This is a genomic window from Tepidicella baoligensis, assembly GCF_013432195.1.
GTDB lineage: Bacteria > Pseudomonadota > Gammaproteobacteria > Burkholderiales > Burkholderiaceae_C > Tepidicella > Tepidicella baoligensis.
Genome location: NZ_JACCDB010000009.1, coordinates 30,497 through 55,158 on the forward strand (window position 1 = coordinate 30,497; position 24,662 = coordinate 55,158).

The window sequence follows — 24,662 nt, forward strand, 5'->3', positions numbered from 1 at the left end:
GGGGCCCTTTCCAGGTTTGTCAAAGGGAGCGCAGGAAGTCCTGCAGATCTCGGCTGAAGTCGGCACTGCACTCGACCTGGGGTAGGTGGCCGCAATTGGGATAGATCCGAGCACGGGCATGAGGCAGATAGCGCTGAAAGACGGATAGTTGTGTCACTGGCAGTACGCGGTCTTTTTCACCCCAGGCTAGAAACACTGGCATGGTCAGTCGGTACAGCCGCTTGTGCAGCATTGGGTTGTGCAGGCGTGGCTGCCAAGCCAATCGAGTGATCGTGTGGCGGTTCTTCGCCACAGTCTGCTCATCAGGCGGATGCGACAGTGCTGCCGCCACCAACGCTTTATCGTGAAAGGTATTTTCTACCAGTTCGGCAGGTGTCCAGCGAAACATGTTGTGTTCGTTGCCAGCCGGCGGTGGGCTCAAGCCCGCGCTGCCGATCAGGGTCAAAGAACAAAACCGTTGGGGTTGCCGTATTGCCATTTCCATTGCTAGCCAACCGCCTAATGAGCTTCCCACGACATCTACTCGATCCAGCTTTTCCTTCTCCAGCCAGTCCAGATAGAAATAGGCCAGATCGTCCATGCATTCAAGCCAGATCGGGTCGTCTGATTCTCCGAACCCTGGGTGCTCGGGAATTATTACGTCATGGGTTTGGATAAATTCATTGAGAAACTGAGGAGGCTGGGGTACGCCATTTGCACCGTGTAGATACAACAAAGGCGATCCGGATCCAGCGCGTCTCAGTCGTATTCGGCAATCATTTACGATTGACCAGCTGGTTGTGAACATTAAGTATGTCTCCTCGATAGCTGTTCTTGTGTGCGAGAAATCTCAGGGGCTAAAATATGACATGCTACCGTATACTTGGTGACAATTGAACAATCCTGTACTCACACCATGCCCCCTCCTTCGTCGCTCCCAAACAGATTGCAGCAGATGCCCGGCCACATGTTTCGCCGGCTGCACCAGATCGCCGTTGCCAAGTTCAGTCTGGAGGTCGATCCGTTCGGTCTGACGCCGCTGCAGTGGGCAGCACTGGACACCATCTCCCGCAAGCCTGGCATTGATCAGAGCGCGTTGTCGCGAGACATTGCGCTCGATACGTCCACAGTAGCCGGCGTGATTTATCGTCTTGAGACTCGAGGCCTTATTAAGCGAGAAGCATCGGACGCCGACCGACGGCTTCGAGTGCTTTTTCTGACCGATGAGGGTAAGCAGCTGCTCGCTCGTGCGACTCCAGTGGTCATGGAGATGCAGCATTGGCTCCTCGAGCCGTTGACCCCAAAGGAGCGGACCCAATTCATGAGCATGATTGCCCAAATTGTCAATCGGATCGATCATGATTGAGTCTCCTGCTTTCATGCTTCGCACATCGCTGAATTTTTTTCAGGCAAATCGGCTGTTGTTAATTTTTCGTAATCATTTGAGTTGAACCTCGAAGTGATTTCCCAGTAGTCAAGCAATCCGAAAGGCCATGTTTGCGAGGCTCGGCCTTTTGAGTTTTTGTACCAGCTGTTAGTTCGTGCGACACCCCAGGCCTTGGTTAGATTGCCTTTGTCAATGTACTGGTTGTATCTATCGAAAGGCTCCATTCGGCAATCAATTGCAGCAATTTGATTTTCTAGCAAGTATTTGATCGCTTTGAGTGAATACTCTACCTGGCACTCCGAGGAGAAAATTGCGCTGCCGTTGACGACCACTGCAGTGTTGGGGCCACCGGTCATGAAAAGGTTGGGGAAGCCCGGCACCGTGATGCCGAGGTAGGCGCGGCAGTCACCTTGCCACCAGGCATGCAGGTCGCGGCCGTTTCTGCCAACGATGCGGATCGGATGTAGGAAGTCGGACGCTTTGAATCCAGTGGCGCAGATGATCACATCCACCCCATGAAGCTGACCATCCTGTGTCGTAATGCCGTCAGCGGTCAGGTGCGAGATGGGTTCGCTGACCAACTGCACATGGTCTCGCTGGAGCATGGCACCCCACACGCCATTGTCACGCAACATCCGCTTAGCGCCCGGGGGATAGTTCGGCGTCATCTTGGCTAGCAGGTCCGGACGGTGTTGAAACTGCCGCTCTAGCGCCGCCATGCATTCTTGCCTTAGCTGTTCGTTGGCACGACCAACCGATATCGGATGATCCCAATCGGGCTCGACTTCCACCAGCGGCAGGCGGCCCTCCACTGCTATCCAGAACTGCCAGAAGCGGTACCAGCGGCCGTAGTAAGGGATGTGCTTGAGCAGCCACATCATTCCGGGCTTGATGTCGTCATGGTAGTTGGGGGTCGGGAGCATCCAGGGCGGATTGCGCTGGAACACTGTCAGGCTTTTGACCTGGTCAACAATGGCCGGACCAATCTGGAATGCACTGGCACCGGTTCCTATCAACGCGACACGCTGTTCGCGCAGGTCCAGGTCTTTGGGCCAAGCTGCCGAATGAACAATGCGCCCCTTGAATTGGTCCATGCCTTTGAAATCCGGAATACTCGGACGATTCAAGATGCCCACTGCCGTGATCACGGCGTTAAATCGCATCACATCAATGTGTCCGTCGCCGGCGCGCACAGTCAATACCCATTGTGCACTGGGTTCATCAAACACCATCGAGATCACCTCTGCGCCGAAGCGAATGCGGGGCCGCACTCCCCCTTCGGCCGAAACGCGTGAGAGGTACTTTTGAATTTCAGACTGGCAAGAGAACTGCTGTGGCCAGTCCGACTTCTGTGCGAACGACAGGCTGTATGCATAGTTGGGCGTATCCAGGCGGCAGCCTGGGTAGGTGTTTTCCCACCACACGCCACCGACCTCTTTGTTCTTCTCGAAAACAGTGTAGTCCAGTCCCGCCTGCTGCAGTCGATAGGCTGCAGCAATACCAGAGACACCAGCGCCAATCACAGCAACCGTGAAACTGGTCCCTGGTGCAATTTCGTCCTGGCTCCAGTCGGGAGCGCCCACATCGTGGGGAATGTTAAGCTCATGGCGTAGCAGCGGTATGCAGCCAGTCTGCTCTGGTTTGATAATGAATCGCATCACTCGGTCGAGTTCGTCGACTGATGGATTTACCGGCTCGGGGCAGCCAGCGTCGCGATACCGGATGATGGCTCGCACAGCCCTCTCACGAGCCTTGGCTAATACGTCTTCACTCATACCCCCATGCGGTGCGATAGTGGAGATCATCGAGGGGGTTGGTGGCTTGAGCTCCTCTGCGATCAGATCAAAGTCGCGAGTCAGCATAGCCAGTGCTGCTAGGAGTGAAGGCATGTCAGCATCATCGACGGCACGCCGGATCTCCTCATCTGTGGCAACGATCGGACTTACGCGATCGAAGCTCTTAAGACCATCAGCGGGCGCAGACGTCGGCGAGGTGGCGGTAGTGTTCATTGTTTAGACTTTCAACAAGATGTTTGAAGTACCCAGCTTGAGCTCAGGCATATTTTTTGTGTATGCTTAAATTGCGTACACTGAAGACTTTTAAAAGTCTATCTACTTACCATAGCGTTGTAAACATAGGGGAAATACTTATTGCCGCTGGGCCACTTACTCCTCGGGCAAGCGGTAACGCTGTTCGCGGTACAGCCAGGCCGGCAACAGCGCATGCGCCAGGGCGCGCCGGGCCAGTGCTTCGCCGTCGGCGGGTGCTGCTTCGGCGGCACTGAGGCGCTTGGCCTGGTGGTCGTAGTGGGCAAAAGCGGGTTCCTTTTGCGGACGCAAGACAACCACCTGATTGCCTTCCATCCAGCCGTAGTTCTGTTCGTACTGCATCATCGCCCGCCCCGGCAGATCGTCGGCTTCGCGGGTCAGGTCGCGGCCGGGCATCGGATGTCTGGCATCGACGCCCATCAGCGAGAGCAGCGTCGGCGCCAAGTCGATCTGGCTGGCGACGGTCTTGATCCGCTTCGGCTTGATGTCGGCACCGAGGATCAGACCAGGAATGTGGAAACGCTCGACCGGCACCATGCTGTCGCCGTACACGCGGATATCGTGGTCGGCGACGACGAGGAACAGTGTGTCCTGCCAGTAGGGGCTGGCCTTGGCCTTGGCGATGAACTCGCCGAGCGCGTGGTCAGTGTATTTGACGGCGTTGTTGTCGGTTGCTTTCGGCTGCTCGTAGAGCTCGATGCGACCGTCGGGGAATTCGAACGGCGCATGGTTGGTCGAGGTGAACACCAGCGTGAAGCTGAGTTGCCCCTGGCTGTGCTTGGCCTGCAAGCGCTCGTGCGTCTTGTCGAACAGGTCCTCGTCGGAAACGCCCCAGCCGGCGACGAATTTCGGATTCTTGTAGTCCCCCTGTTCGGTGATGTGGGTAAAGCCGTTGCCGGTGAAGAAGCCGCGCATGTTGTCAAAATGCGCTTCGCCGCCGTAGATGAACTCCGACTCGTAGCCGTGCCGGCCAAGGATGGACGCCAACGTCGCAAAATTGCGCTGGGCCAGCGACAGCTTGACCACGGACTGCGCCGGCGTCGGCAGGAAGCCGGTGGTGACCGCCTCGATGCCACGGATCGATCGGGTCCCGGTGGCATAGAGCTGTTCGAACCACCAGCCTTCGTGCTTGAGTTTTTCCAGGTTGGGCGTCACCGGCCGGCCACCCAGCGATTCGACGAAGGTCGCGCCCAGGCTTTCCTCGAGGATGATCACCAGGTTGAGCGGTTTGTCACGGCGCACCGTCGCCTTCTGGTCGACCAGGATCGGGATTTCCGGGTCATTGACCAGCGGGTGCGGATTGCCCAGGCTGGCGCGGGCCTGGCGGAATTCGGCGAGCATGTCGGCGGTTTCCATCTTGCCGTAGATGTCGCTCGAACGGGCCTCGTGCTTCATGCCGTAGACGGCGTGTGCGACCGACCAGGCGGAGTTCAGGATGAGGGTGTTGACCATGGGATCGGCGGTCAGCGCGAAGGTGGCTGGGTTGGCCGGCCGGTGTTGCAGGCTGGAGCGAATGGCCAGCACGCAGATGAGGAGCAGGAGCGGCCAGGTGAGCCAGAGCTTCCAGCCAGACCAAGGCGCCTCGGCCCGCTGCCAGCCGCGCATCAAGTGCCAGGCTCCCCAGCCGCAGAGGCCCGTCAATAGCAGTCCGCCGACCAGATGCAGGCGAAAACCGCTCCACAGCATGGCCATGACTTCGTTCGGGTATTTCAGGTATTCGACGAAAAGCCGGTTCGGCCGGGTGTCGTATTCGTTGATGAAGGCTGGCGAGGCGATTTCGAGCAGTGCCAAGGCGGTGATGGCCAGCGTGATCCAGCCGATGTTCAGGCCGCGCCAAGCCGGCCACAGGCGCTTGCCGGCGAGCAGCGGAGCGAGCAACAGCAGAGGCAGGGCGAGCAAGGAAAGCTGGATCACGTCCACACGCACCCCTTGCACGAGCATCGTCGTCCAGATGCCTGTGGCGGCGACCCGCTCCGACTGCCACAGCATCAGCGCCGCCCGCGACAGCGTCAGCAGCGGCAAGCCGACCAGGAACAGCATGGCGATTCCGGCGTAAGGGCCGAATAGATCGAGGCGTTGCCAAAGGCGAGACAACTTTGAGGCGCCGGTGTGTTTGGAGACGTGTTGCTGCATGAAAATCTCTGTAGGCAAAGCCAGGACCATTGCATTCCCATGTCATTGTCGGCAATGGGTCTTGCGCCACACGAGAAATGATATGCCATTGCCGCTGCGGAACTGATCGGCTACATGGAGACCGTGTAGCCCTGTCAGTTTCCACCCTGTGCGCCGTACAGTCCCTCGCAAAGCGAGGAGGTTCTGAGACATGGAGCGTCTGAGACGGGTTTTCGGGCACCCCCGCCGACTGCGCAGTCTGGAGCTCATAGCAGAAAGCCCCGCGTGATGCGGGGCTTTCTGCTCCTTCTAGGCCCGCTGAGCGGATTGGAAGGGCCTGTATTGGCGGAGCGAGAGGGATTCGAACCCTCGATGCGGCTCTACACCGCATACTCCCTTAGCAGGGGAGCACCTTCGGCCTCTCGGTCATCGCTCCGGAACACGCTATTATGCCGTAAAAACCCGGGTCAGCCTTGCTTGGCACCCAAAGAATCGATCGGCTGATCGAGGTCGAACTCGCGGTGCAGCGCGCGCACCGCCAGCTCCATGTACTTCTCGTCGATCACCACCGAGGTCTTGATCTCGGAGGTGGAGATCATCTGGATGTTGATGCCTTCTTCGCTCAGGCAACGGAACATGCGGCTGGCCACACCGACGTGGCTGCGCATGCCGATGCCCACGATGCTGACCTTGCAGATGCGGGCATCGCCCACCACCTCGGCGGCCCCCAGCTTGGGCGCCACCTGCGTCTTGAGCAGGTCCAGCGTCTTGGCCAGGTCGTTGCGGTGAACGGTGAAGCTGAAGTCGGTCTTGCCGTCCTTGCTGATGTTCTGGATGATCACATCCACTTCCACATTCGCGTCGGCCACGGCGCCGAGGATCTGGTAGGCAATGCCGGGGGTGTCGGGCACGCCCAGCACGGTGATCTTGGCCTCATCGCGGTTGAAGGCAATACCGGAAACGACGGCTTGTTCCATGGATTCGTCATCCTCAAAAGTGATCAGGGTGCCCGAGCGGGCTTCTTCATTCAGGTCGATGTCCCACGAGGTGAAGCTCGACAGCACACGAATGGGCACGCGGTACTTGCCGGCGAACTCCACCGAGCGGATCTGCAGCACCTTGGAGCCCATGCTGGCCATTTCCAGCATCTCTTCGAAGCTGACGCGCTCCAGGCGGCGGGCTTCGGGCACCACGCGCGGGTCGGTGGTGTAGACGCCGTCCACGTCGGTGTAGATGAGGCATTCGGCCGCGCCCATGGCGGCGGCCACGGCCACGGCAGAGGTGTCCGAGCCACCACGGCCCAGCGTGGTCACATTGCCTTCGGCATCGATGCCCTGGAAGCCGGTGATGATGACCACCTTGCCCGCGGCCAGCTCGGCCTTGACGCGGGCGTCATCGATGGATTCGATGCGGGCCTTGGTGTAGGCGTCATTGGTGCGGATGGGCACCTGCCAACCCGAGAAGCTCACCGCTTCCAGGCCTTCGGCCTGCAAGGCAATGGCCAGCAGCGCCGAAGAGGCCTGCTCGCCGGTGGCGGCCAGTTGATCGAGCTCTCGAAAGTAGGCGGTGGTGGGCTTTTCGGGGGCCACCTCTTTGGCCAGGGCCAGCAGGCGGTTGGTTTCGCCGCTCATGGCACTGGGCACGACCACCATCTGGTGACCGGCACGGTGCCACTTGGCGACACGTTTGGCGACGTTGCGGATGCGCTCGGTCGAGCCCATGCTGGTGCCGCCGTATTTGTGAACGATCAGTGCCATTGAATACCAGTTATGCGCCGGATAGGAACACTTTTGCGACACCGGCGACCTGACGCAAAGCTTTTGATTATAAGTTGTCGGGTTTTGGGAGCTGGGCTTCATCAGGCCAGTAGCTCAGCACCTGACCTTGCCGGAGCAAATACCCGCGTCCGACCCGCAGGTGGATACGGTGACCGCGCGTGGTGCAGGCCGCGATCTGCCGCAAGACCTGTTGGAGTTGGGCCTCACTGGCCTGTCGTGCACCCACCTGACGCAGCCAGTGCCGCAACACATTCGCCTGCCGCGCCGCGCTCAGCGCTTGGAGGCGCTGGATCACCGGTGGCGAGCCGACTGCCGCCAGATCCGCCTCGGCCAGCTCTTGCAGCAGCGCCTGTGCCTGCGCGGCGTGGCGGGCACTTCGGGCAAAGGTCTGGGCATAGGCGGGAAAGGCGTCTTCCAGCACTGGCAACAGGCGGTGACGGATGCGGTTGCGGGTGTGGCGTTGGTCGTGGTTGGAGGGATCTTCCACCCAGGCAACGCCTTGCTCCCGGAGCCAGCCACGGAGTTCGGCGCCGGACACATCGAGCCATGGGCGCACGAAGGTGATGCCGTGGCGTTGCTGGCGTGCAGGCATGCCCGCCAAGCCAGGCAACCCCGCTCCCCGGGTCAAGGCGAGCAACAGGGTTTCGGCTTGGTCGTGCAGGTGCTGGGCAAGCCACACCTCGCCTGCCCCGGCCTGCCTGGCCAGCTCGGCGAGCGCCCGATAGCGGGCATTGCGGGCCATTTCTTCCATGCTGTCACCTGGGGTCAGAGGCACTGGAGGATGGGCAACCCACAGCGGAACACCCAAGGAGGCGCACATGGTGCGAACGTGTCGCTCGAAGTCCGCGGCGGCCGCTTGAAGGCCGTGGTTCACATGCAAGGCCGCAACCCGGTCCGGCCACAGATGCCAAGCGGCGAACAAGAGCGCCGTGGAATCGGCTCCACCACTGAAGGCCACCGCCACCGGGGCCTCGGACATCCGGGGTGCCAGGCGCTCAAGGGCCGCCAACCCGGGGTGGTGGCTCCAGTCGATGGACGCGGGGTTGGCGCCCACGAGTTCAACTCTTGCGGCTGTCGGCTTTGGTGTCGTTGAAACGGCCATAGCTGTTGAGCCGCGCGTGGCGGCGCTCCAACAGCTCCTTGGGCTTGAGGTCGGCCACCTGGCGGTAGGCGTCGTTCAGGGCTCGCTTGAGGAAGGAAGCCATCTGCTTGTGGTCGCGGTGCGCACCGCCCACCGGCTCGTTGACGATCTTGTCCACCAGGCCCAGCGCTTTCAGGCGGTGCGCGGTGATGCCCAGCGCCTCGGCGGCTTCGGGCGCCCGCTCGCTGGTCTTCCACAGAATGGAGGCACAGCCTTCCGGACTGATCACCGAATACACGGAATACTGCAGCATCAGCACCTGGTCGGCCACGGCAATGGCCAGGGCCCCGCCCGATCCACCTTCACCGATGATGGTGGAGATGATGGGCACTTGGAGTTGCGCCATCTCGAAGATGTTGCGGCCAATCGCCTCGGACTGGCCGCGCTCTTCGGCGTCGATCCCGGGGTAAGCGCCGGGCGTATCGACGAAGGTGAACACCGGCAGCTTGAATTTCTCGGCCAGCTTCATCAGGCGCAGGGCCTTGCGGTAGCCTTCGGGGCGCGTCATGCCGAAGTTGCGTGCGGTGCGCTCCTTGGTATCGCGGCCTTTCTGGTGACCCAGCACCATGCAGGGTTGGCCGTTGAAACGCGCCAGGCCGCCGACGATGCTCTGGTCGTCGGCGAAATGGCGGTCACCGTGCAGTTCCACGAAGTGGGTGAATATTTCCCGCACGTAGTCCAGCGTGTAGGGCCGGTCACTGTGACGGGCGATCTTGGTCACCTGCCAAGCGGTGAGGTGACTGTAGATTTCTTTGGTGAGCTGCAGGCTTTTCTTGCTGAGCTGTTCGATTTCTTCGGAAATGTCCACCGCCGATTCGGTCTGGACATAGCGCAGCTCTTCGATTTTGGACTCCAGTTCCGCAATGGGCTGTTCGAAATCGAGAAAGGTTCTCTTGGCCAAGGTGTGACTCCTCTGGTCTTGTCTGTATCACGGGTGGGTCAGTAAGCGACCGGCACCGGGTCCAACGAGCGCCAAATATACCAAGTCGCGACGCTGCAATAGGGTGCCCAGGCGGCGGCCACTTCGCGGGCATCGCTGCGGCTGACCGGATCGCCCGAAAAATAACTCTGACTGATGCCTCGGATCAAGCCCACGTCGTCGAGGGGGAGCACGTTGGGGCGCATCAGGTGGAAGATGAGGAACATTTCGGCCGTCCAGCGGCCAATGCCGCGAATGGCGACGAGCTGCTTGATGATGGCCTCGTCGTCCATGGCCTGCCAGGCGTCCGGGCGAAGCGTGCCATTGTCGAAATGCAACGCCAAGTCCACCAGGTATTCCACCTTGCGAGCGCTCAGGCCGGCGGCACGCATGTCGTCTACCTTGAGGCGCAGCAACTGCGCCGGCTCCATGCGCGGCATCAGGGCGGCGAAGCGGTCCCAGACGGCCTGCGCCGCCTTGACGGAAATCTGCTGCCCGATCACGCTGCGCGCCAGCGTGGTGAACGGGTCACCGCGCGACTGCAGGCAGGCGTTGGGAAACTGCGGGATGAGTTTGTTCATCACGCGGTCGCGCTGCATGAGGTGGTTGCAGGCATCGGCCCAATAGGGGGGAGCAAGAGCATTCATGGGTGTTCAAACCCGTTCCCAGGTGGTCCCGCCGGGTCCGTCTTTGAGCGCCACGCCCTGGGCCAACAGGCTCTGACGGATGGCATCTGCCTCGGCCCAGTTTTTGGCGGCCTTGGCGGCAGCGCGGGCATCTATCTGCGCCTGGATGGCGGCTTCGTCCAAGCCCCCGCTGGCGCCACCTTGCAAAAAGTTTTTCGGGTCTTCCTGCAACAGACCCAGGGTCGCCCCCAAAGCCTTGAGCAGCCCAGCCAGTTCGGCCGAGCGCGTGCGGTTGACTTCGCCGGCCAGCTCGAACAGCACGGCCACGGCCTCGGGGGTGCCGAAGTCCTCGTCCATGGCAGCCTTGAAGCGGGCGGCATGTGGCTCGGCCCAGTCGAGGGTCACATGGGCTGGCGGCACGGCATCGAGCGCGGTGTAGAGGCGTTTGAGCGCGGCACGGGCATCATCGAGATGCGCGTCGCTGTAATTGAGCGGGCTGCGGTAGTGCGCGCGCAGAATGAAGAAGCGCACCGTCTCGGCGTCGTACTTCTGCAGCACCTCGCGGATGGTGAAAAAGTTGCCCAGGCTCTTGGACATTTTTTCGTTGTCCACGCGCACAAAACCGTTGTGCATCCAGACCGTAGCCAGGGGTTTGCCGGTGGCACCCTCGCTCTGGGCAATCTCGTTTTCGTGGTGAGGAAACTGCAAGTCGGCACCACCGCCGTGGATGTCGAAACTCTCGCCCAGCATTTCGCAGCTCATGGCCGAGCATTCGATGTGCCAGCCCGGACGGCCCAAGCCATAAGGGCTGTCCCATTTCGCTTCGTCGGGTTCGCTGGGCTTGGCCGCTTTCCAGAGCACGAAGTCGAGCGGGTCGTGCTTGCCGTCATCCACCGCCACGCGCTCACCGGCGCGCAGATCGTCCAGGCTCTTGCCGGAGAGCTTGCCATAGCCTTTGAAATGGCGCACGGCGTAGTTCACGTCCCCGTTGGGGCTGCGGTACGCCAAGCCTTTGCGCTCCAGCACCTCGATCAGGCGCAGCATCTGCGGCACGTAGTCGGTGGCTCGCGGCTCGTGGGTGGGGCGTTCGATCTTGAGCGCATCGGCGTCCTGGTGCAGGGCATCGACCATGCGGTCGGTGAGGCTGCGGATGGTTTCGCCATTCTGCAGGGCGCGGGCAATGATTTTGTCGTCGATGTCGGTGACGTTGCGCACATACGTGACGCGGTAGCCGCTGGCCTTGAGCCAGCGCTGCACCACGTCAAAAGCCACCATGGAACGCGCGTGCCCGAGGTGACACAGGTCGTACACCGTCATGCCGCAAACGTACATGCGCACATGTCCGGGCTCCAGGGGGGCAAAGGTGTCCACGCGGCGCGTGAGGGAGTTGTAAATACGCAGAGTCATTGGTGCGTGCAGGGGGAAAGCACCCCTCAGATACAATCTCGGGATTGTATCGGGGTACTTCGGTATCACGCCCGGCCGGAGTTGACCCACCCAGCCACAGGCATGGAACAAAATGTGGGGTCGCGCATTGTGTCACGTAATGTGCCTGTTTCTCGTTCGCCCATGAGCACTCTGCTGCCGCCTCTCCCACTCACCACACCCAACCGACCCGTGCATACCTGCAAGCGCATCATGCTGTTCGCAGCCCTGAGCCTGTGGCTGCTGGCCGGCGCAGCCTGGGCGCAAGACGCCCCTTACGACCGCGTGCACCGGCTGCTGCAAGCCGGTGAGCTGCCCGCCGCCTGGGCCGAAGCCGAGGCGTGGCTGGCCCGCCAGCCGCGCGACCCGCAAATGCGCTTTTTCAAGGGCGTCATTCAGCAACAGCGGGGCGAAGCCGATGCCGCGCGCCAGACCTTCGTCGAGCTGACACGCGACTACCCCGAACTGCCCGAGCCCTACAACAACCTGGCCGTTCTGCATGCCGCCGCCGGGCAGCTGGGCGAGGCCCGGGAGGCCTTGGAAATGGCGATCCGGCTCAATCCGCAGTACGCCATTGCCCATCGCAATTTGGGCGACGTGTATCTGCTGCTGGCCGCCAACGCCTACCGCACGTCGCTGCAATACGCGCCCGGCGTCCCGGAGACGACCCGTCAGCTCCAGGGCGTCGAACAACTGCTCACCCCATCGATCCGCTGACCATTCCCCGGGATGACCGACATGACCGCCAGACGTCTTTTCCTCCGCCTTGCCGCCACCGCCCTGCTCGCCCCCCTGTTGTGGAGCGGCACCGCGCAGGCTCAGTCTTCCGCCCCGCGCGTGACCCTGGAGACCACGCTCGGCAACATCGTGCTGGAGTTGGACGCACAACGGGCGCCCCGGACCGTGGACAACTTCCTGCAATACGTCCGCGAGGGCCACTACGCCGGCACGATCTTTCATCGAGTGATCGCCGACTTCATGATCCAGGGCGGCGGCTTCACACCCGACATGCAGCAGAAGCCCACACGCACGCCGATTCCCCTGGAGTCCCGCAACGGGCTGAAAAACGTGCGCGGCACGATCGCCATGGCGCGCACCAACGTGCCAGACTCGGCGACGGCGCAATTCTTCATCAACGTCAAAGACAACGATTTCCTCGACCAGGCCAATGCCCGGGACGGCCACGGTTATGCCGTGTTCGGCAAGGTCGTCAGTGGCATGGACGTGGTCGACAAGATCCGCACCGTGCCCACCACCCGGCGCGGCATGCATGCCGACGTGCCGGCCCAGCCCGTCACCATCCTCAAAGCCACACTGGAGAACTGAACCATGGCCAACCCCCAAGTCGAACTGCACATCAGCGGCCACGGCGTGATCACCCTCGAACTCGACGCCGACAAGGCCCCGAAATCCACCGAGAACTTCCTGGCCTATGTGAACAGCGGCCACTACGACAACACCATTTTTCACCGGGTGATCGACGGCTTCATGATTCAGGGCGGTGGTTTCGAGCCCGGGATGAAGCAAAAGCCCACGCGCGAACCCATCGAAAACGAGGCGACCAACGGCCTGAAGAACGATCGCTACACCATCGCCATGGCACGCACCCAGGCGCCCCACTCGGCCACCGCACAGTTCTTCATCAACGTGGCCGACAATGGCTTTCTGAACCACACCGCCCCGTCCCTACAAGGCTGGGGCTATGCCGTGTTCGGCAAAGTGGTGGCCGGCACCGAGATCGTGGATGCCATCCGCGCCGTGAAAACCGGCCGCAGGGGCTTCCACGACGACGTGCCCGTGACCGATGTGGTGATCGAGAAAGCCGTCGCCCTCTGAGCACCTGGACCACCCTCACCGCCCGCCCCGACTGGCGCCGGGTGGACTTGATCTCGGACCTGCATCTGCATGCCAGCGAGCCGGCCACGGCCGCGGCTTGGCGGAACTATCTGGCGCAGGGCGGGTTCGATGCGCTGTTCATCTTGGGCGACCTGTTCGAGGTCTGGGTGGGCGACGACATGCTGGACGCCGGCAACGACACGCCGGAGCATCGTTTTCTGCAGGACTGTGCCGATGCGCTGCTGTCGGTTGCCCGGCAGGCCGCGGTGTTCGTGATGCGCGGCAACCGGGATTTCCTGCTGGGCCCAGGCTTCGCGCAACGCTGCGGCGTCACCCTGCTGGGCGACCCTTGCCTGCTCGAATGGGGCCCCACCCGCTGGCTGCTCACCCATGGCGACGCCTGGTGCCTCGAAGACACCGCCTACCAGGCGTTCCGTGCCACCGTGCGCTCCGATGCCTGGCAAAGCGCTTTCCTTCAGCGCCCGCTGACAGAGCGGGAGGCCGTGGCCCGCCAACTGCGCGCGGCCAGCGAGGCACGCAAATCCATGGCCCGCTCGGGAGGCTTCCCGTTGGCCGACGTGGACACGGCCACCGCTTTGCGCTGGCTCGAACAAACCGGCGCCCACCACCTCATCCACGGTCACACCCACCGGCCCGGCGTACACGCCCTGGACGGCAAGCACCAGCGGATCGTGCTCAGCGACTGGGATGCGAGCGCCGAGCCGCCTCGGCTGGAGCGCCTCAGCCTGGACGCCGCCGGTCACTGGCATCGGCACGCATGGGCACCATGAACCCAGCTCCCCGCTGGTGGCGCATTTGGCGCCACAGCCGGGCCGGACGCACCCTCACCCGCTGGCTGGGCGGCGCACCCGACATCCCAGACGGGCTGTGGCAGCATGTGGTCCGGGCACAGCCGTTTCTGCAGCGTCTCTCCCCCACCGAGCTCGCCTGCCTGCGGGATCTGTGCCAACACTTCCTGGCCGAGAAGGAGTTCACCGGCGCCCAAGGGCTGCAGATCACCGACACCATGGCCTTGACCATCGCCACCCAGGCTTGCCTGCCCTGGGTGCACTGGGGGCGCGGCGGGCTCGACTGGTACCGGGATTTCGTCGGCATCGTGGTCTATCCGGACGAGGTGGTCGCCCAGCGCGAGGTGGTGGACGACGCCGGCGTGGTGCATCGCTACCGTGAAGCGCTGGCCGGAGAGGCCATGCACGGCGGGCCGGTGATGCTGGCGTGGTCCCACGTAGCGGGTGCTCGCGAAGCCGCTGGCGAAGGCCGCAACCTCGTGATCCACGAATTCGCCCACAAGATCGACATGCGGTACAAGTCCCGCCATGAAGCGGCCGACGGTTGCCCCCGGCTGCCACGCGGCTTTATGCAACGGTCAGCGGCCGAGGCAAACCGAATGTGGCGCTCCACCTGGCAACGAACCTACGAGGACTTTCGGCGCCAAGTGGACATGGCCGAGCGCTTCGGGGCGCCCCGGCCGTGGCTGGACGCCTACGGAGCCACCGATCCGGCCGAGTTTTTCGCCGTGGCATGCGAAGCATGGACGGTGAACCGTGAGCGTTTCGCCGTCGAATTCCCCGACCTGTTGCCCCTGCTGGATGCGTTCTTCAAACACCCCGCCCAAGTCAGCGGCGTAGCAGCACCTTGAGCACCGTCTGGAGCCGCTTGGCCGCCTCCGGTTCATGGGGCGAAGCCAGCACAGTGGCGACATCCTGAGCCCAGGTCTCGGCAGGCGATGGATCGTGACGGCGGGTCAGCAGCTTGAGTTGCAGGGCGCGGCGCGCCTCCAGATGAGCCGCAGGCGTGGGGACCTCGGCCGCCATTTCGAGGCGTAACAGGCTTTCTGCGCAACGCGCCTGCGCATCGGCACTCGGGGCTGCGGAAAGCGCCGCCACCCAGCCCGCACGGGCTGCAGCCGCAGACCGTCCGCCCAGCGCCTGCGCGGCGGGGACGGCGTCAGCGGCGCGTTGCTGCCAGGCCGTGAGCAGCTGCGTCAGCGCCTCGCCATGCGCCTGGGCAGCCAGCTTTTTCAAGGTGAGTTCGGCCTGCTCCATGGCCTGACGCTGGGCTCGGAACGCGGCATCGCCAAGACGGGGGCCACGCGGCCCACGATCGGCCCGGGCATCGGGACGATCCCCACGCGAGCGCCCATCGCGACTGCCAACGGGCCCCGAACGAGCGGCGGAACGCGCCGCCGCCGGTGCCTTGCCCACTGCCCCAGGGCGATCGTCTCCCCGCATGGCCACCAACTTGCGCGGCGCTGAAGCGGCAGCCGGCATGGCTTCGCCTTCTGCGGCGGCGGGTTCAGGCGCCGGCTCGGCGACGGCGTGGACATCAGGCCCTTCGCCGCGGATTGCGGCTTGCAGATCGGCCATGGCCGCACGGATTTGCCGGGCATCGCCAGAAGCATTGGCGACCTCCAGGGCTCGCACCGCCTCCAGCACCGCCTTGTCGTGGGCGCTCAGCGCCTCGGTCTGCTTGTCTCGGATGGCCGATTTGCGGGCAAAGGCCTCATCAATGGGCTGCCGGAACGCCTCCCAGAGCTTTTGCTCCTGCCGCCGGTCCAGCGGTACGGCGTGAGCTTCTTGCTGCCAGCGCTGTTGAAGCGCTTTGACCGCATCCACCCGAAGCGCTGGCGCCTCGGCCAATTGACGCGCCTCCTCGATCAGTGCCTGGCGGCGCTGCACACTGTCGGCTTGAGCGGCTTCGAGCCGGGCATGGGCCTGCGCCATGGCCGCTTTCCACAGGGGTTGGACTTCGGCAAACAGCTTCTCGCTCAAATGCCCAGCCTGACGCCAGCGTTCGGAGAATGCATGCAAGTCACGCAACTGCTGTTTCCAGTCGGTGCTCTCGGCGTGGGCCTCGGTCCAGGCTTTGACCTCCTCGATCAGGGCCAAGCGCTGGGCGCGGCTGGCTTCGTTCTGCTGCCGCAGCTGGGTCAGCCATGCCTCGACCACTTTGTGAGCCTCGGTACAGGCCTCGTCGAATTTCTTCCAGAGGGCGTGATTGGGAGCGCCTCCCTGATCCACCACCTTCCACTGCTCACGCAACTGGCGCAGGGTTTCCTGCATTTTGCGACCACCGAGCCGCTGGCCCTCGGGGGCCTGGGTCAGGGCTACCGCTTTGGCAATCAGCTCTTCGCGCAGCTGATCGGCCCGCCAACGCTGCCAGCCCTCCAGTTCCCCACTCTTGACCAGCAGGGCCTGGGCTTCGGCGTCCAAGGCCGGCGGAATGAAGCGGCCATGCTCCTTGAGCGCCTGCCTCAGTTGTGCTGCGGCCTTGGGCGCGGTTTTCGCATGCCCTTCGGCCAGCTCTTTGCCCAACACGTCCATAGCGGCGGTCACAACCCGCACAGCCTGGGCTTGGCGAGCCGCCAGCTCGGCAGGATCGACCGCCGGGATGGGGGCCGATTCGCCCCGGGCGGCACGCAGTTCGTCGGCCCACACCGGCACCTCAGGCAAAGGGGCGCTCGGGTCCTGGGCGGCCGCTACCGCCTGTGCCAGCGCGGCCTGGAAAGCCTCCCACACGATGGTGAGCTGCTGGCGGGAAACCTCCAGCTGATTTGGGTACTTGGGGTCCAGGCTGCTCCAGGCCGCATCCTGTGCCAGTTCGCCGGCCTGGGTCAACCATGCCGCGACGTCTTGTTGCAACGCGTCCAACGCGGCCTGGGCCTCGGTCCAGGACTTGGTTGACAGGACCTCGATGCGCTGCGCCAGCAGCACCGCCGCCTCGCGTTCCACCTGAACCCGGTGCTGAAGGTCTTCGATCGCTTTCATACGCTCGGCCAAGGCCTGTTTCAGTCCGGCCAGAGGTTCACGCGACAGAGGGGCGCCGGCCTTGGCTGCATCGCGCTGCCAAGCCATGGCGTCGGCCAGATTCAGACGCGGCTGACCCAGCAACGCCCGGGCCTTGGCGGCCCACTCGTCGGCCATGGCATCCTGAGCCTTGGCTCGCTTGATCTCATCCAGCCGCTCCTTGAGCACCTTGGCCGCGCCTTTGTCTCGGTGCGACATTTCGCGATACACCTCGGCGATGGCGTCGGCATCGGGCTCGGTGGCCAGCCAGTCGCGCAAGCGCGCCGAACGCTCACCAGAGGTGGGCGCCGAAAACGCCCCCGCCGTCCATGCGTCGAGTTGGGAAAGGTCGGAGGCAGCGAAAGGGGTTTTGTCGGGGAAGTTCACGGCAACGGATCTTGGGCTATGGCTTGCAATGGAGCGCGTCATCTGCGCAAGCGGGGCGGCTCACGGCGGAGCCAAAAGCGTATTGTCGCCGGTTTCCGATCTGCTTCCAGACGCGGCTTCATCCGGCCCACAGATCGAGTGGCGGGTCGTGCACCACGGCCTTGAGGATGTCGCTGCGGGCCACGAAGCCGATCACACGCCCTTCGCCATCGACCACGGGCAGGCCTTGCAAACCCGTATCCAGCAGGGCCTGGGCGAGGCGGCGCAGATCGGTTTCGGGGCTGACGCAGGGCACTGGCGAGACCATCACCTCCGTCACGGGCTGCGCCAGCAGCGCCTGCCAGACGATGGCGTGCCCACCCGGCTGCGGAAGACGGTCCGGGCGCATGAGTTCGGCCCGGGTCAGCATACCCACCACGTAGCCCTCGGCGTTGAGCACCGGCGCCTGCCCCACCCCGTGCTCGTAGAGTGCCCACCAGCCATCGCGCACGGTCACATCCTGTCTCACGGTGATCGGCTGACCGCTCATCACATCGGCCACCACCTGCAACGGTCGCCGCTCCACCGGTGGCCGTTGCACCGCGCCATAGGCCGACAGCGCCTGACTGGCGGTCCGGTGCTCGCCTTCGACCCTGGCTCCTGGCACGGGCTCGGCCGAGGGCCGATCCAGGTCCGGCGTGATCGCGCGTGTGCGGGCAGCACGCAAGGTGGGGGCCACCTTGCGCATCTCCTCCAGCGGACCGCGATACATGAGTCCTGACGTGCCATAGATCGCAAACATCGCTCACCTCTCTGTCGGCCATTATGGCGTCCGCGGGGCGTGCTGTACACCCACGCAACAGGGCGCCCCGTGTCAGGGCAGGAAGAGCGCCTGCAGGTCGCTGAGGAAATCGAATCCGTGCGCCGTGGGCCGGATCCGTTGCAGATCGCGCTCGATCCAGCCCCGCCGTTCGGCTTCCTGCAGCGCCTGCAGAATCGCCGTGACCGGCAAACCGGTGCGATCGCTGAAATCGGTGAGCTCAAACCCTTCGCGCAGGCGCAAGGCGTTGAGCATGAACTCGAACGGCAGCTCGACGGGTGGCACCTCTTCCTCGCTGGCCATGGGCTGCCCAAGCAGGGCCTGCTCCATGTAGCGCCGAGGTTCGCGCCAGCGCACCTGGCGCACGATGCGATGTGGAAAACTCAGCTTGCCATGGGCACCGGCTCCGATGCCCAGGTAGTCGCCGAACTGCCAGTAGTTGGTGTTGTGCCAACACTGGTGGCCTGGCCGCGCATAGGCCGAGACCTCGTACCGCGCCATGCCCGACTCGCCGGTGCGTTGGGTGATGAGGTCCAGCATCTCGTAGGCAGTGTCGTCATCGGGCAACACCGGAGGGTGCTTGGCGAAATAGGTGTTGGGCTCCAGCGTGAGGTGGTACACCGAAAGGTGGGGCGGCGCATAGGCCAGGGCCATGGCCAAGTCGCGCTCCAGATCGGCCAGCGTTTGCCCCGGCAGGGCGTACATCAGGTCCAGGTTGAAGGTGTCGAAGTGGCAGGCCGCCTCCTCCAGCGCGGCGCGGGCCTGCGCGCCGTCGTGCACGCGGCCGAGCGCGCGCAAAAAGCGGTCGTCGAAGGACTGCACCCCCACGCTGAGCCGGTTCACCCCGGCCTGACGGTAGCCGCGAAAGCGGTCTGTCTCGAAGGTGCCCGGATTGGCTTCCAGCGTGATTTCGGCGTCGGCTTCCAGGCGCACCCGCGCGCGAATGTCGGACAGCAGCCGGTCGATGGCCTCAGGGGGGAACAGGCTGGGCGTACCTCCCCCAATGAACACGCTGTGCACGGTGCGCCCCCAGATCAGTGGCAGGCTGGACTCCAGATCGGCGCGCAAAGCGTCCAGGTAGTCGGCCCAGGGCAGATCGCCGCCCTGCCCTGCGGCCCTTCGCCACTCGTGGGAGTTGAAGTCGCAATAGGGGCACTTCTTCAGGCACCACGGCAGGTGCACGTACAGGCTCAGCGGCGGCAGAGCAGGCAAGCGCAGTTGGCCCGGCCGTTGCAGGCGGATTTCCCGCGGCTCACTCATCGGCGTACCAGCGCTCGCGCATCAGCTCCAGCATGGCCCGAGCGGCCCGGCCCCGGTGGCTGTGGGCGTTCTTCACTTCGGTCGGCAGCTGGGCGAAGGTCTGACCGAAGGCGGGAATCCACATCACCGGGTCGAAACCGAAGCCGTTGTCGCCCAGCGGCGCCTCGGTGATGAGACCACTGACCCGCCCCGTGGCCACCAGAGGCTCCGGGTCCTGGGGTGAACGCACCGCCACCAGTGTGCTCACCATGGCGGCGCGGCGATCGGTGATGCCGCGCATCTGCTCCAACAGAGCGCGCACGTTGTTGGCATCCCCCTTCTCGTAACCAAATTGGGTCGCGTAGTAGGCGGTGTCCACCCCGGGCAGCCCGCCGAAGGCCTCCACACACAGGCCTGCATCATCGGCCAAGGCCGGCAGGCCACTGGCGGCACTGGCATGGCGGGCTTTGGCCAAGGCGTTTTCCACGAAAGTGCGGTGCGGCTCGGGAGCCTCGGGAATACCGAGTTCGGCCTGTCGGATCAGGCGCACCCCCAAGGGTGCGAGCATGGCCTGCAGCTCGGCCAGCTTGCCGGCGTTGTTGGAAGCCAGGACCAGGGTGTGTCCCGTCATACCCGGCCCTCAGGCCACCTGGGCGTCGGCCAGGGCCGCACGCTGCAGGGCGATCAGTTCACCAATGCCTTTTTCCGCGAGCAACAGCAACTGGTTCATCTCATCGCGGCTGAACGCAGCCCCCTCGGCCGTGCCCTGCACTTCCACATAGTGACCGGCGCCGGTCATGACCACGTTCATGTCGGTGTCGCAACCCGAATCTTCGATGTAGTCGAGGTCCAGCACCGGCACGCCCTGCACGATGCCGACCGACACGGCCGCCACCGGGTGCAGCACCGGGGAACGCTCCAGCTTGCCTTCGGCGAGCAGGCGGTGCACGGCGTCCTGGGCCGCAACGAAGGCCCCGGTGATGGCCGCCGTGCGTGTGCCGCCATCGGCCTGGAGCACGTCGCAGTCCAAAGTGAGGGTCCGTTCACCCAGTATGGACAGGTCGAACACCGCACGCAGGGATCGCCCAATCAAGCGCTGGATTTCCTGTGTGCGGCCGCTCTGCTTGCCTTTGGCCGCCTCGCGGGCGCTACGGGTGTGGGTGGCGCGCGGCAGCATGCCGTATTCGGCCGTGACCCAGCCTTCACCGGTGCCTTTCTGGTGCGGCGGCACCTTCTCTTCGACCGATGCGGTGCACAACACCCGGGTGTCGCCGAATTCGATCAACACCGAGCCTTCGGCGTGCTTGGTGAAGTGGCGGGTCATGCGCACGGGGCGCAACTGGTTGGGGCGGCGGCCGTCGTGACGCAAGGCATCGGCGTGGTGGGTGGAGAAATCGGTCATGGCATGTGTCAGGTATCGCGCTTGCGCAGCGAGGTTCGGCGTATGGCTTCGTTGATTTCGGCGATCGTGCGCTCGATGGCATCCTCGTCAAATGCATCGGCGGCGGCCAGGGAGGCTTCGTCCAGCGAGCCGAAGGACGAGGCGAACGGACGATCCGCCAGCCCCTCCGAGCGTATCACCACTTGGGTGGGTTCGAAGTCGTCGGCGGTGTCCCATTCCAGGGCCAACAGCGAGACATTGTCACCATGGCGCCCGCCTTTGTGTTCCGCCTCGTTGGCCAGGGTGTTGACGGCATCTTGCAGCGGCACCCCGTGCAGGCCCGAGGCCACGTCGTCATCGGTCATCACGCCCCACAGGCCGTCGGAACACAGCAGCAGCCGGTCGCCTTGTTCCAGGTCCGCAGGTCCCAGCATGTCGTACAGCGGGGGCGTGTCGGAGCCCAGACAGGTGAACAGCACACTGCGGTTGACTCCGGGCGGCAACTGGCGGAACAGCCCGGGCTTGTCATGATAAGAATGATCCCGCGTGCGCTGGACCAGATGACCCTGACGCACCCAGTACAGGCGTGAATCCCCGGAATGCAAGGCGCACAGTGCACCGGCCTGTACCACCGCCGCCACCAACGTGGTGCGGGGGTTGTCCCGCATGGATTGGGAGCGGGCATAGTCCACGATGGCCTGGTTGGCCGCGAGCACGGTCTGCTCCAGAAAGGCACGGGGATCGTCCAGGCGCGGCTTGGCCCTGTCGACGAAGCGTTGGGTGAACACACGCACCGCGATCTCGGCCGCCTTCTCGCCTTCGGGGTGGCCTCCCATGCCATCGGCCAGCACCAGTAGCACGGCCTCACGGGTGTAGGTGTAGCCCACCCGGTCTTCGTTCAGCGCTCGGCCACCCTTGCGGCTGACCTGATAGACGGAAAACCTCATGGCTCTTGAAAGCTGGAGCGTTCGGTCGTCTGGGTGGTGACCGCCTTGGCTCCGAGCAGGCCACCGATGCGCAGGCGCATTTTGTCCAACAGGCCGGGCTGGGTGTAGGAGGGTTCTTCCTCGTGGTTGAGCGCTTTTTGCAGGGCGAACACGGACTGAGGGCGCGACAGCGGGTCGAGCGCCATGCACCACTGCACGACCTCGATGAGGTTGTCGGAATACAGGCCGCGCAGCCGGGTCATGGCCAAGGCGAGGCGGTCCTTCTCCTGGCGTTGCGGAGCGTCGTGGGGCGGATAGCCCTGCATGCACGAATACATGCACGCTCCGACGGCGTAGATGTCGGTCCAGGGACCCAAGCCGGAATGGCGCTTGTACATCTCGGGTGCGGCAAAACCAGGGGTGTACATCGGCCGCACGAAGTTGCCCTCGGTGTTCAGCACCTCGCGTGCGGCGCCGAAGTCGATCAGCACGGCCTTGTTCTCGTCGGTGATGAAGATGTTGGCCGGCTTGATGTCGAGGTGCAGCATCTTGTGCTGATGCACGATGCGCAGCCCGCGCAGGACCTCGTCGAAGAGCGAGCGGATGGTGGCCTCGCGCAGAATCTTCTTGCGCTTGAGCCCGCGGGCGGCGACGATGAAGTCCTGGAGTGACGCACCTTCCAGGTAGTTCATCACCATATAGACGGTGTCGTTCTCGCGGAAGAAATTGAGCACGCTCACCACCGAGGGGTGGGAAATTTGGGCCAGTGCACGCCCCTCTTCGAAAAAACTCTTCAGTCCCAGCCGGTACAAGGAGAGTTTTTCCGGTGGCACCGAAGGCAGCAGCTCTCCTGGCTGACGCACCACCAGCGCCGAAGGCAGGTACTCCTTGAGCGCCACCCGCTGCCCGGTGCTGTCCAGCGCCAGATAGACCACGCCGAACCCCCCTGCCGCCAGCTGGCGCAGGATGCGATAGCCTCCGATGAGGGTGTCTGGAGGCAACGGGGCGGGTTTGGTCTTTGACATAATCGAAGATTCGGCGACCCCCAACAACGTTGCAAACAGACTGCGAGTTTTGAATGCCAGTTTACAGCATGACCGGCTACGCCACTGGTCAAAGCCAGCCCGAGCCGGTGGGCGGATCGGCCGCTGCAGCCGGTGTGCCCCTGGGCCTGGAAATCCGGTCCGTCAACAGCCGCTTCCTGGACTTGAGTTTCCGCCTCTCCGACGAGTTGCGCCCCAGCGAGCCCGCGCTGCGTGAGCTGATCGGCGCCCGCCTGAAGCGGGGCAAGGTGGAAATCCGGGGCTGGCTCGAAGGCCGCTCCGACCAGGCGCTGCGCCCCCCGTCGCACGGCGAACTCCAGAAGCTCGCCGGCCTGCAGGACCACATCCGGGCCTGGCTGCCGCAGGCACGCGAGCTGTCGGTGGCCGAGGTGCTGGGCACGCTGTCGCGCCACGCCACGCCCCCCAGCGGTCTGGCTGAAACCCTGGTCGAGCTGGCCCGTCAGGTGCTCGACGACTTCACCGCCTCGCGCGAACGCGAAGGTGCACGGCTCGCCGCCATGTTGCTCGACCGCGTGGCCCAACTGCGCGGGCTGGCCCAGCAAGCCCAGCCATTGGTGCCCCAGCTGGTCGCCCTGCAGCGCCAGCGCTTTCTGGAACGCTGGAACGAGGCGCTGGGCAGTGCCCAGGCCGACGCCAGCAGCCAGGCCGCCCAGGACCGCGCCCTCGCCGAGGCCACCGCCTTTGCCATCCGCATCGACGTGGCCGAAGAACTCACCCGACTGCAATCGCACCTCGAAGAAATCGAACGGCTTCTGGGCAAGGGCGGCGAAGTCGGGAAACGGCTGGACTTCCTCATCCAGGAACTGCACCGCGAGGCCAACACGCTCGGCAGCAAATCCTCCAGCCTGGAGCTGACGCGCATCTCGGTGGACATGAAGGTGCTCATCGAACAGATGCGCGAGCAGGTACAGAACCTCGAATGACCATGGACTATCCCGGCAATCTCTACGTCGTCGCCGCGCCCAGCGGCACCGGCAAATCCAGCCTCGTGAAAGCGCTGCTCGAAGTCGATTCGCGCATGGAGCTGTCGGTCTCGCACACCACGCGGGCGCCGCGCGGACAGGAAATGCACGGCCGCGAGTACTACTTCGTGAGCGATGAGGAGTTCGACCGCATGATCGCCGCCGATGCGTTCGTCGAATGGGCCCAGGTCCACGGCAACCGCTACGGTACCTCGCGCAAGGCGATCGAGGACAAGATCGCCGCCGGCGCAGACATCGTCCTCGAAATCGACTACCAGGGTGCCATCCAGATCAAGCGCCAGTTTCCCAACGCGGTGCTCATTTTCATCCTGCCACCGAGCTGGGAGGAGTTGCGTGCCCGCTTACAGCGCCGCGCGGAAGACAGCGACGAAGTCATCGAGCTGCGTCTGCGCAATGCCGCCGAGGAGGTGGCGCATGTCGATCATTTCGATTTCGTTATAATCAATGAGTTGTTCGAGCGGGCGCTGTTCGACCTCAAAGCCATTGCGCACGCTCAACGCCTCAAGGTTGCGGCTCAGCGTCGCGCCCGCGCAGACACGTTCCGCGCTCTGAACATTGGCTGACACCCCTACACACGCACGGAGCCCACATGGCACGCATCACCGTTGAAGACTGCCTGGAAAAGATTCCCAACCGCTTCCAGCTCGTCCTGGTCGCCACCTACCGCGCGCGCATGCTCAACCAGGGCCACACGCCCAAGATCGAGACCCGCAACAAGGCCGGTGTGACCGCGCTGCGCGAAATCGCGGCCGGTAAGGTTGGACTGGAAATGCTCAAAAAGGTCCCGGTCTGAACCGCTGGATCCCACTCGAAAAGCACCGCCTGG

The 24,662-nt window shown here is 63.8% G+C and carries 24 protein-coding genes and 1 tRNA gene; 9 read left to right on the forward strand and 16 right to left on the reverse strand.

What is annotated here, in order from left to right:
• Positions 1-19: 19 nt before the first annotated feature.
• Complete coding sequence (locus HZS63_RS10070; RefSeq protein WP_180683912.1) at positions 20-787, reverse strand: alpha/beta fold hydrolase; 768 nt, start codon at positions 785-787, stop codon at positions 20-22.
• Positions 788-946: 159 nt separating this feature from the next.
• On the opposite strand from HZS63_RS10070, the gene HZS63_RS10075 reads away from it, so the two are divergent.
• Complete coding sequence (locus HZS63_RS10075) at positions 947-1,345, forward strand: MarR family winged helix-turn-helix transcriptional regulator (RefSeq protein ID WP_219339159.1); 399 nt, start codon at positions 947-949, stop codon at positions 1,343-1,345.
• A gap of 11 nt (positions 1,346-1,356) precedes the next feature.
• Here the strand turns inward: HZS63_RS10075 and HZS63_RS10080 are convergent, their stop codons facing one another.
• From HZS63_RS10080 to cysS, 8 genes are all read right to left on the reverse strand, one after another.
• Positions 1,357-3,375, reverse strand: a complete 2,019-nt coding sequence (locus HZS63_RS10080) for a flavin-containing monooxygenase (RefSeq protein ID WP_180683914.1) — start codon at positions 3,373-3,375, stop codon at positions 1,357-1,359.
• 156 nt (positions 3,376-3,531) lie between these two features.
• A complete protein-coding gene (locus HZS63_RS10085) occupies positions 3,532-5,547 on the reverse strand; it encodes an LTA synthase family protein (protein ID WP_180683915.1) in 2,016 nt (671 codons plus the stop codon).
• A 322-nt stretch (positions 5,548-5,869) separates the two neighbouring features.
• Positions 5,870-5,962, reverse strand: a tRNA-Ser gene (locus HZS63_RS10090).
• A 31-nt stretch (positions 5,963-5,993) separates the two neighbouring features.
• Positions 5,994-7,283: an aspartate kinase gene (locus tag HZS63_RS10095; protein WP_180683916.1), complete on the reverse strand. Its 1,290-nt coding sequence runs from the start codon at positions 7,281-7,283 to the stop codon at positions 5,994-5,996.
• A 67-nt stretch (positions 7,284-7,350) separates the two neighbouring features.
• Positions 7,351-8,358, reverse strand: a complete 1,008-nt coding sequence (gene tilS, locus HZS63_RS10100; RefSeq protein WP_425505949.1) for a tRNA lysidine(34) synthetase TilS — start codon at positions 8,356-8,358, stop codon at positions 7,351-7,353.
• Between the two features lie 4 nt (positions 8,359-8,362).
• A complete protein-coding gene (locus tag HZS63_RS10105; protein ID WP_180683918.1) occupies positions 8,363-9,346 on the reverse strand; it encodes an acetyl-CoA carboxylase carboxyltransferase subunit alpha in 984 nt (327 codons plus the stop codon).
• A 38-nt stretch (positions 9,347-9,384) separates the two neighbouring features.
• Complete coding sequence (locus HZS63_RS10110; protein WP_180683919.1) at positions 9,385-10,011, reverse strand: DNA-3-methyladenine glycosylase family protein; 627 nt, start codon at positions 10,009-10,011, stop codon at positions 9,385-9,387.
• A gap of 6 nt (positions 10,012-10,017) precedes the next feature.
• Positions 10,018-11,397 carry a cysteine--tRNA ligase gene (cysS, locus tag HZS63_RS10115; RefSeq protein ID WP_180683920.1) on the reverse strand — a complete coding sequence of 460 codons (1,380 nt, stop codon included), beginning with the start codon at positions 11,395-11,397 and terminating at the stop codon, positions 10,018-10,020.
• Positions 11,398-11,559: 162 nt separating this feature from the next.
• Between cysS and HZS63_RS10120 the strand changes: the two genes are divergently transcribed.
• The 5 genes from HZS63_RS10120 to HZS63_RS10140 are packed head-to-tail and all read left to right on the forward strand — an operon-like array spanning position 11,560 to position 14,911.
• A complete protein-coding gene (locus tag HZS63_RS10120; protein ID WP_246316288.1) occupies positions 11,560-12,132 on the forward strand; it encodes a tetratricopeptide repeat protein in 573 nt (190 codons plus the stop codon).
• Between the two features lie 21 nt (positions 12,133-12,153).
• A complete protein-coding gene (locus HZS63_RS10125; RefSeq protein WP_180683921.1) occupies positions 12,154-12,741 on the forward strand; it encodes a peptidylprolyl isomerase in 588 nt (195 codons plus the stop codon).
• A gap of 3 nt (positions 12,742-12,744) precedes the next feature.
• Positions 12,745-13,251: a peptidylprolyl isomerase gene (locus HZS63_RS10130; RefSeq protein ID WP_180683922.1), complete on the forward strand. Its 507-nt coding sequence runs from the start codon at positions 12,745-12,747 to the stop codon at positions 13,249-13,251.
• 41 nt (positions 13,252-13,292) lie between these two features.
• Positions 13,293-14,042: a UDP-2,3-diacylglucosamine diphosphatase gene (locus tag HZS63_RS10135; RefSeq protein ID WP_343039978.1), complete on the forward strand. Its 750-nt coding sequence runs from the start codon at positions 13,293-13,295 to the stop codon at positions 14,040-14,042.
• Positions 14,039-14,911: a M90 family metallopeptidase gene (locus tag HZS63_RS10140; protein ID WP_180683923.1), complete on the forward strand. Its 873-nt coding sequence runs from the start codon at positions 14,039-14,041 to the stop codon at positions 14,909-14,911. The genes HZS63_RS10135 and HZS63_RS10140 overlap by 4 nt, the downstream gene beginning before the upstream one ends.
• Here the strand turns inward: HZS63_RS10140 and HZS63_RS10145 are convergent.
• The 7 genes from HZS63_RS10145 to HZS63_RS10175 form a co-directional block, all read right to left on the reverse strand.
• Complete coding sequence (locus HZS63_RS10145; protein WP_180683924.1) at positions 14,889-17,486, reverse strand: DUF349 domain-containing protein; 2,598 nt, start codon at positions 17,484-17,486, stop codon at positions 14,889-14,891. The genes HZS63_RS10140 and HZS63_RS10145 overlap by 23 nt on opposite strands.
• 76 nt (positions 17,487-17,562) lie before the next feature.
• Complete coding sequence (locus HZS63_RS10150; protein WP_180683925.1) at positions 17,563-18,225, reverse strand: CBS domain-containing protein; 663 nt, start codon at positions 18,223-18,225, stop codon at positions 17,563-17,565.
• A gap of 72 nt (positions 18,226-18,297) precedes the next feature.
• Positions 18,298-19,503, reverse strand: a complete 1,206-nt coding sequence (hemW, locus tag HZS63_RS10155; protein WP_180683926.1) for a radical SAM family heme chaperone HemW — start codon at positions 19,501-19,503, stop codon at positions 18,298-18,300.
• Positions 19,496-20,113, reverse strand: coding sequence for an RdgB/HAM1 family non-canonical purine NTP pyrophosphatase (rdgB, locus tag HZS63_RS10160; RefSeq protein WP_180683927.1), 618 nt, complete (start codon positions 20,111-20,113; stop codon positions 19,496-19,498). The genes hemW and rdgB overlap by 8 nt, the downstream gene beginning before the upstream one ends.
• Before the next feature lie 9 nt (positions 20,114-20,122).
• Complete coding sequence (gene rph, locus HZS63_RS10165) at positions 20,123-20,884, reverse strand: ribonuclease PH (protein WP_281364038.1); 762 nt, start codon at positions 20,882-20,884, stop codon at positions 20,123-20,125.
• 8 nt (positions 20,885-20,892) lie between these two features.
• On the reverse strand, positions 20,893-21,810 hold the full coding sequence (locus tag HZS63_RS10170) for a PP2C family protein-serine/threonine phosphatase (protein ID WP_180683928.1): 918 nt from the start codon (positions 21,808-21,810) through the stop codon (positions 20,893-20,895).
• A complete protein-coding gene (locus tag HZS63_RS10175) occupies positions 21,807-22,814 on the reverse strand; it encodes a serine/threonine protein kinase (protein ID WP_180683929.1) in 1,008 nt (335 codons plus the stop codon). Before HZS63_RS10175 ends, HZS63_RS10170 begins: the two co-directional genes overlap by 4 nt.
• A 53-nt stretch (positions 22,815-22,867) precedes the next feature.
• On the opposite strand from HZS63_RS10175, the gene HZS63_RS10180 reads away from it, so the two are divergent.
• From HZS63_RS10180 to rpoZ, 3 genes are read left to right on the forward strand one after another with little or no spacing between them, the layout of a single operon-like run.
• Positions 22,868-23,776: a YicC/YloC family endoribonuclease gene (locus tag HZS63_RS10180; protein WP_180683930.1), complete on the forward strand. Its 909-nt coding sequence runs from the start codon at positions 22,868-22,870 to the stop codon at positions 23,774-23,776.
• A gap of 2 nt (positions 23,777-23,778) precedes the next feature.
• The gene (gmk, locus tag HZS63_RS10185; RefSeq protein ID WP_180683984.1) at positions 23,779-24,399 is read left to right on the forward strand and encodes a guanylate kinase; all 621 of its coding nucleotides are present in this window, start codon (positions 23,779-23,781) and stop codon (positions 24,397-24,399) included.
• A gap of 26 nt (positions 24,400-24,425) precedes the next feature.
• Positions 24,426-24,629 (forward strand): DNA-directed RNA polymerase subunit omega, encoded by a 204-nt coding sequence (rpoZ, locus tag HZS63_RS10190; protein ID WP_180683931.1) that lies wholly within the window; start codon positions 24,426-24,428, stop codon positions 24,627-24,629.
• The last annotated feature ends 33 nt before the right edge of the window (positions 24,630-24,662 follow it).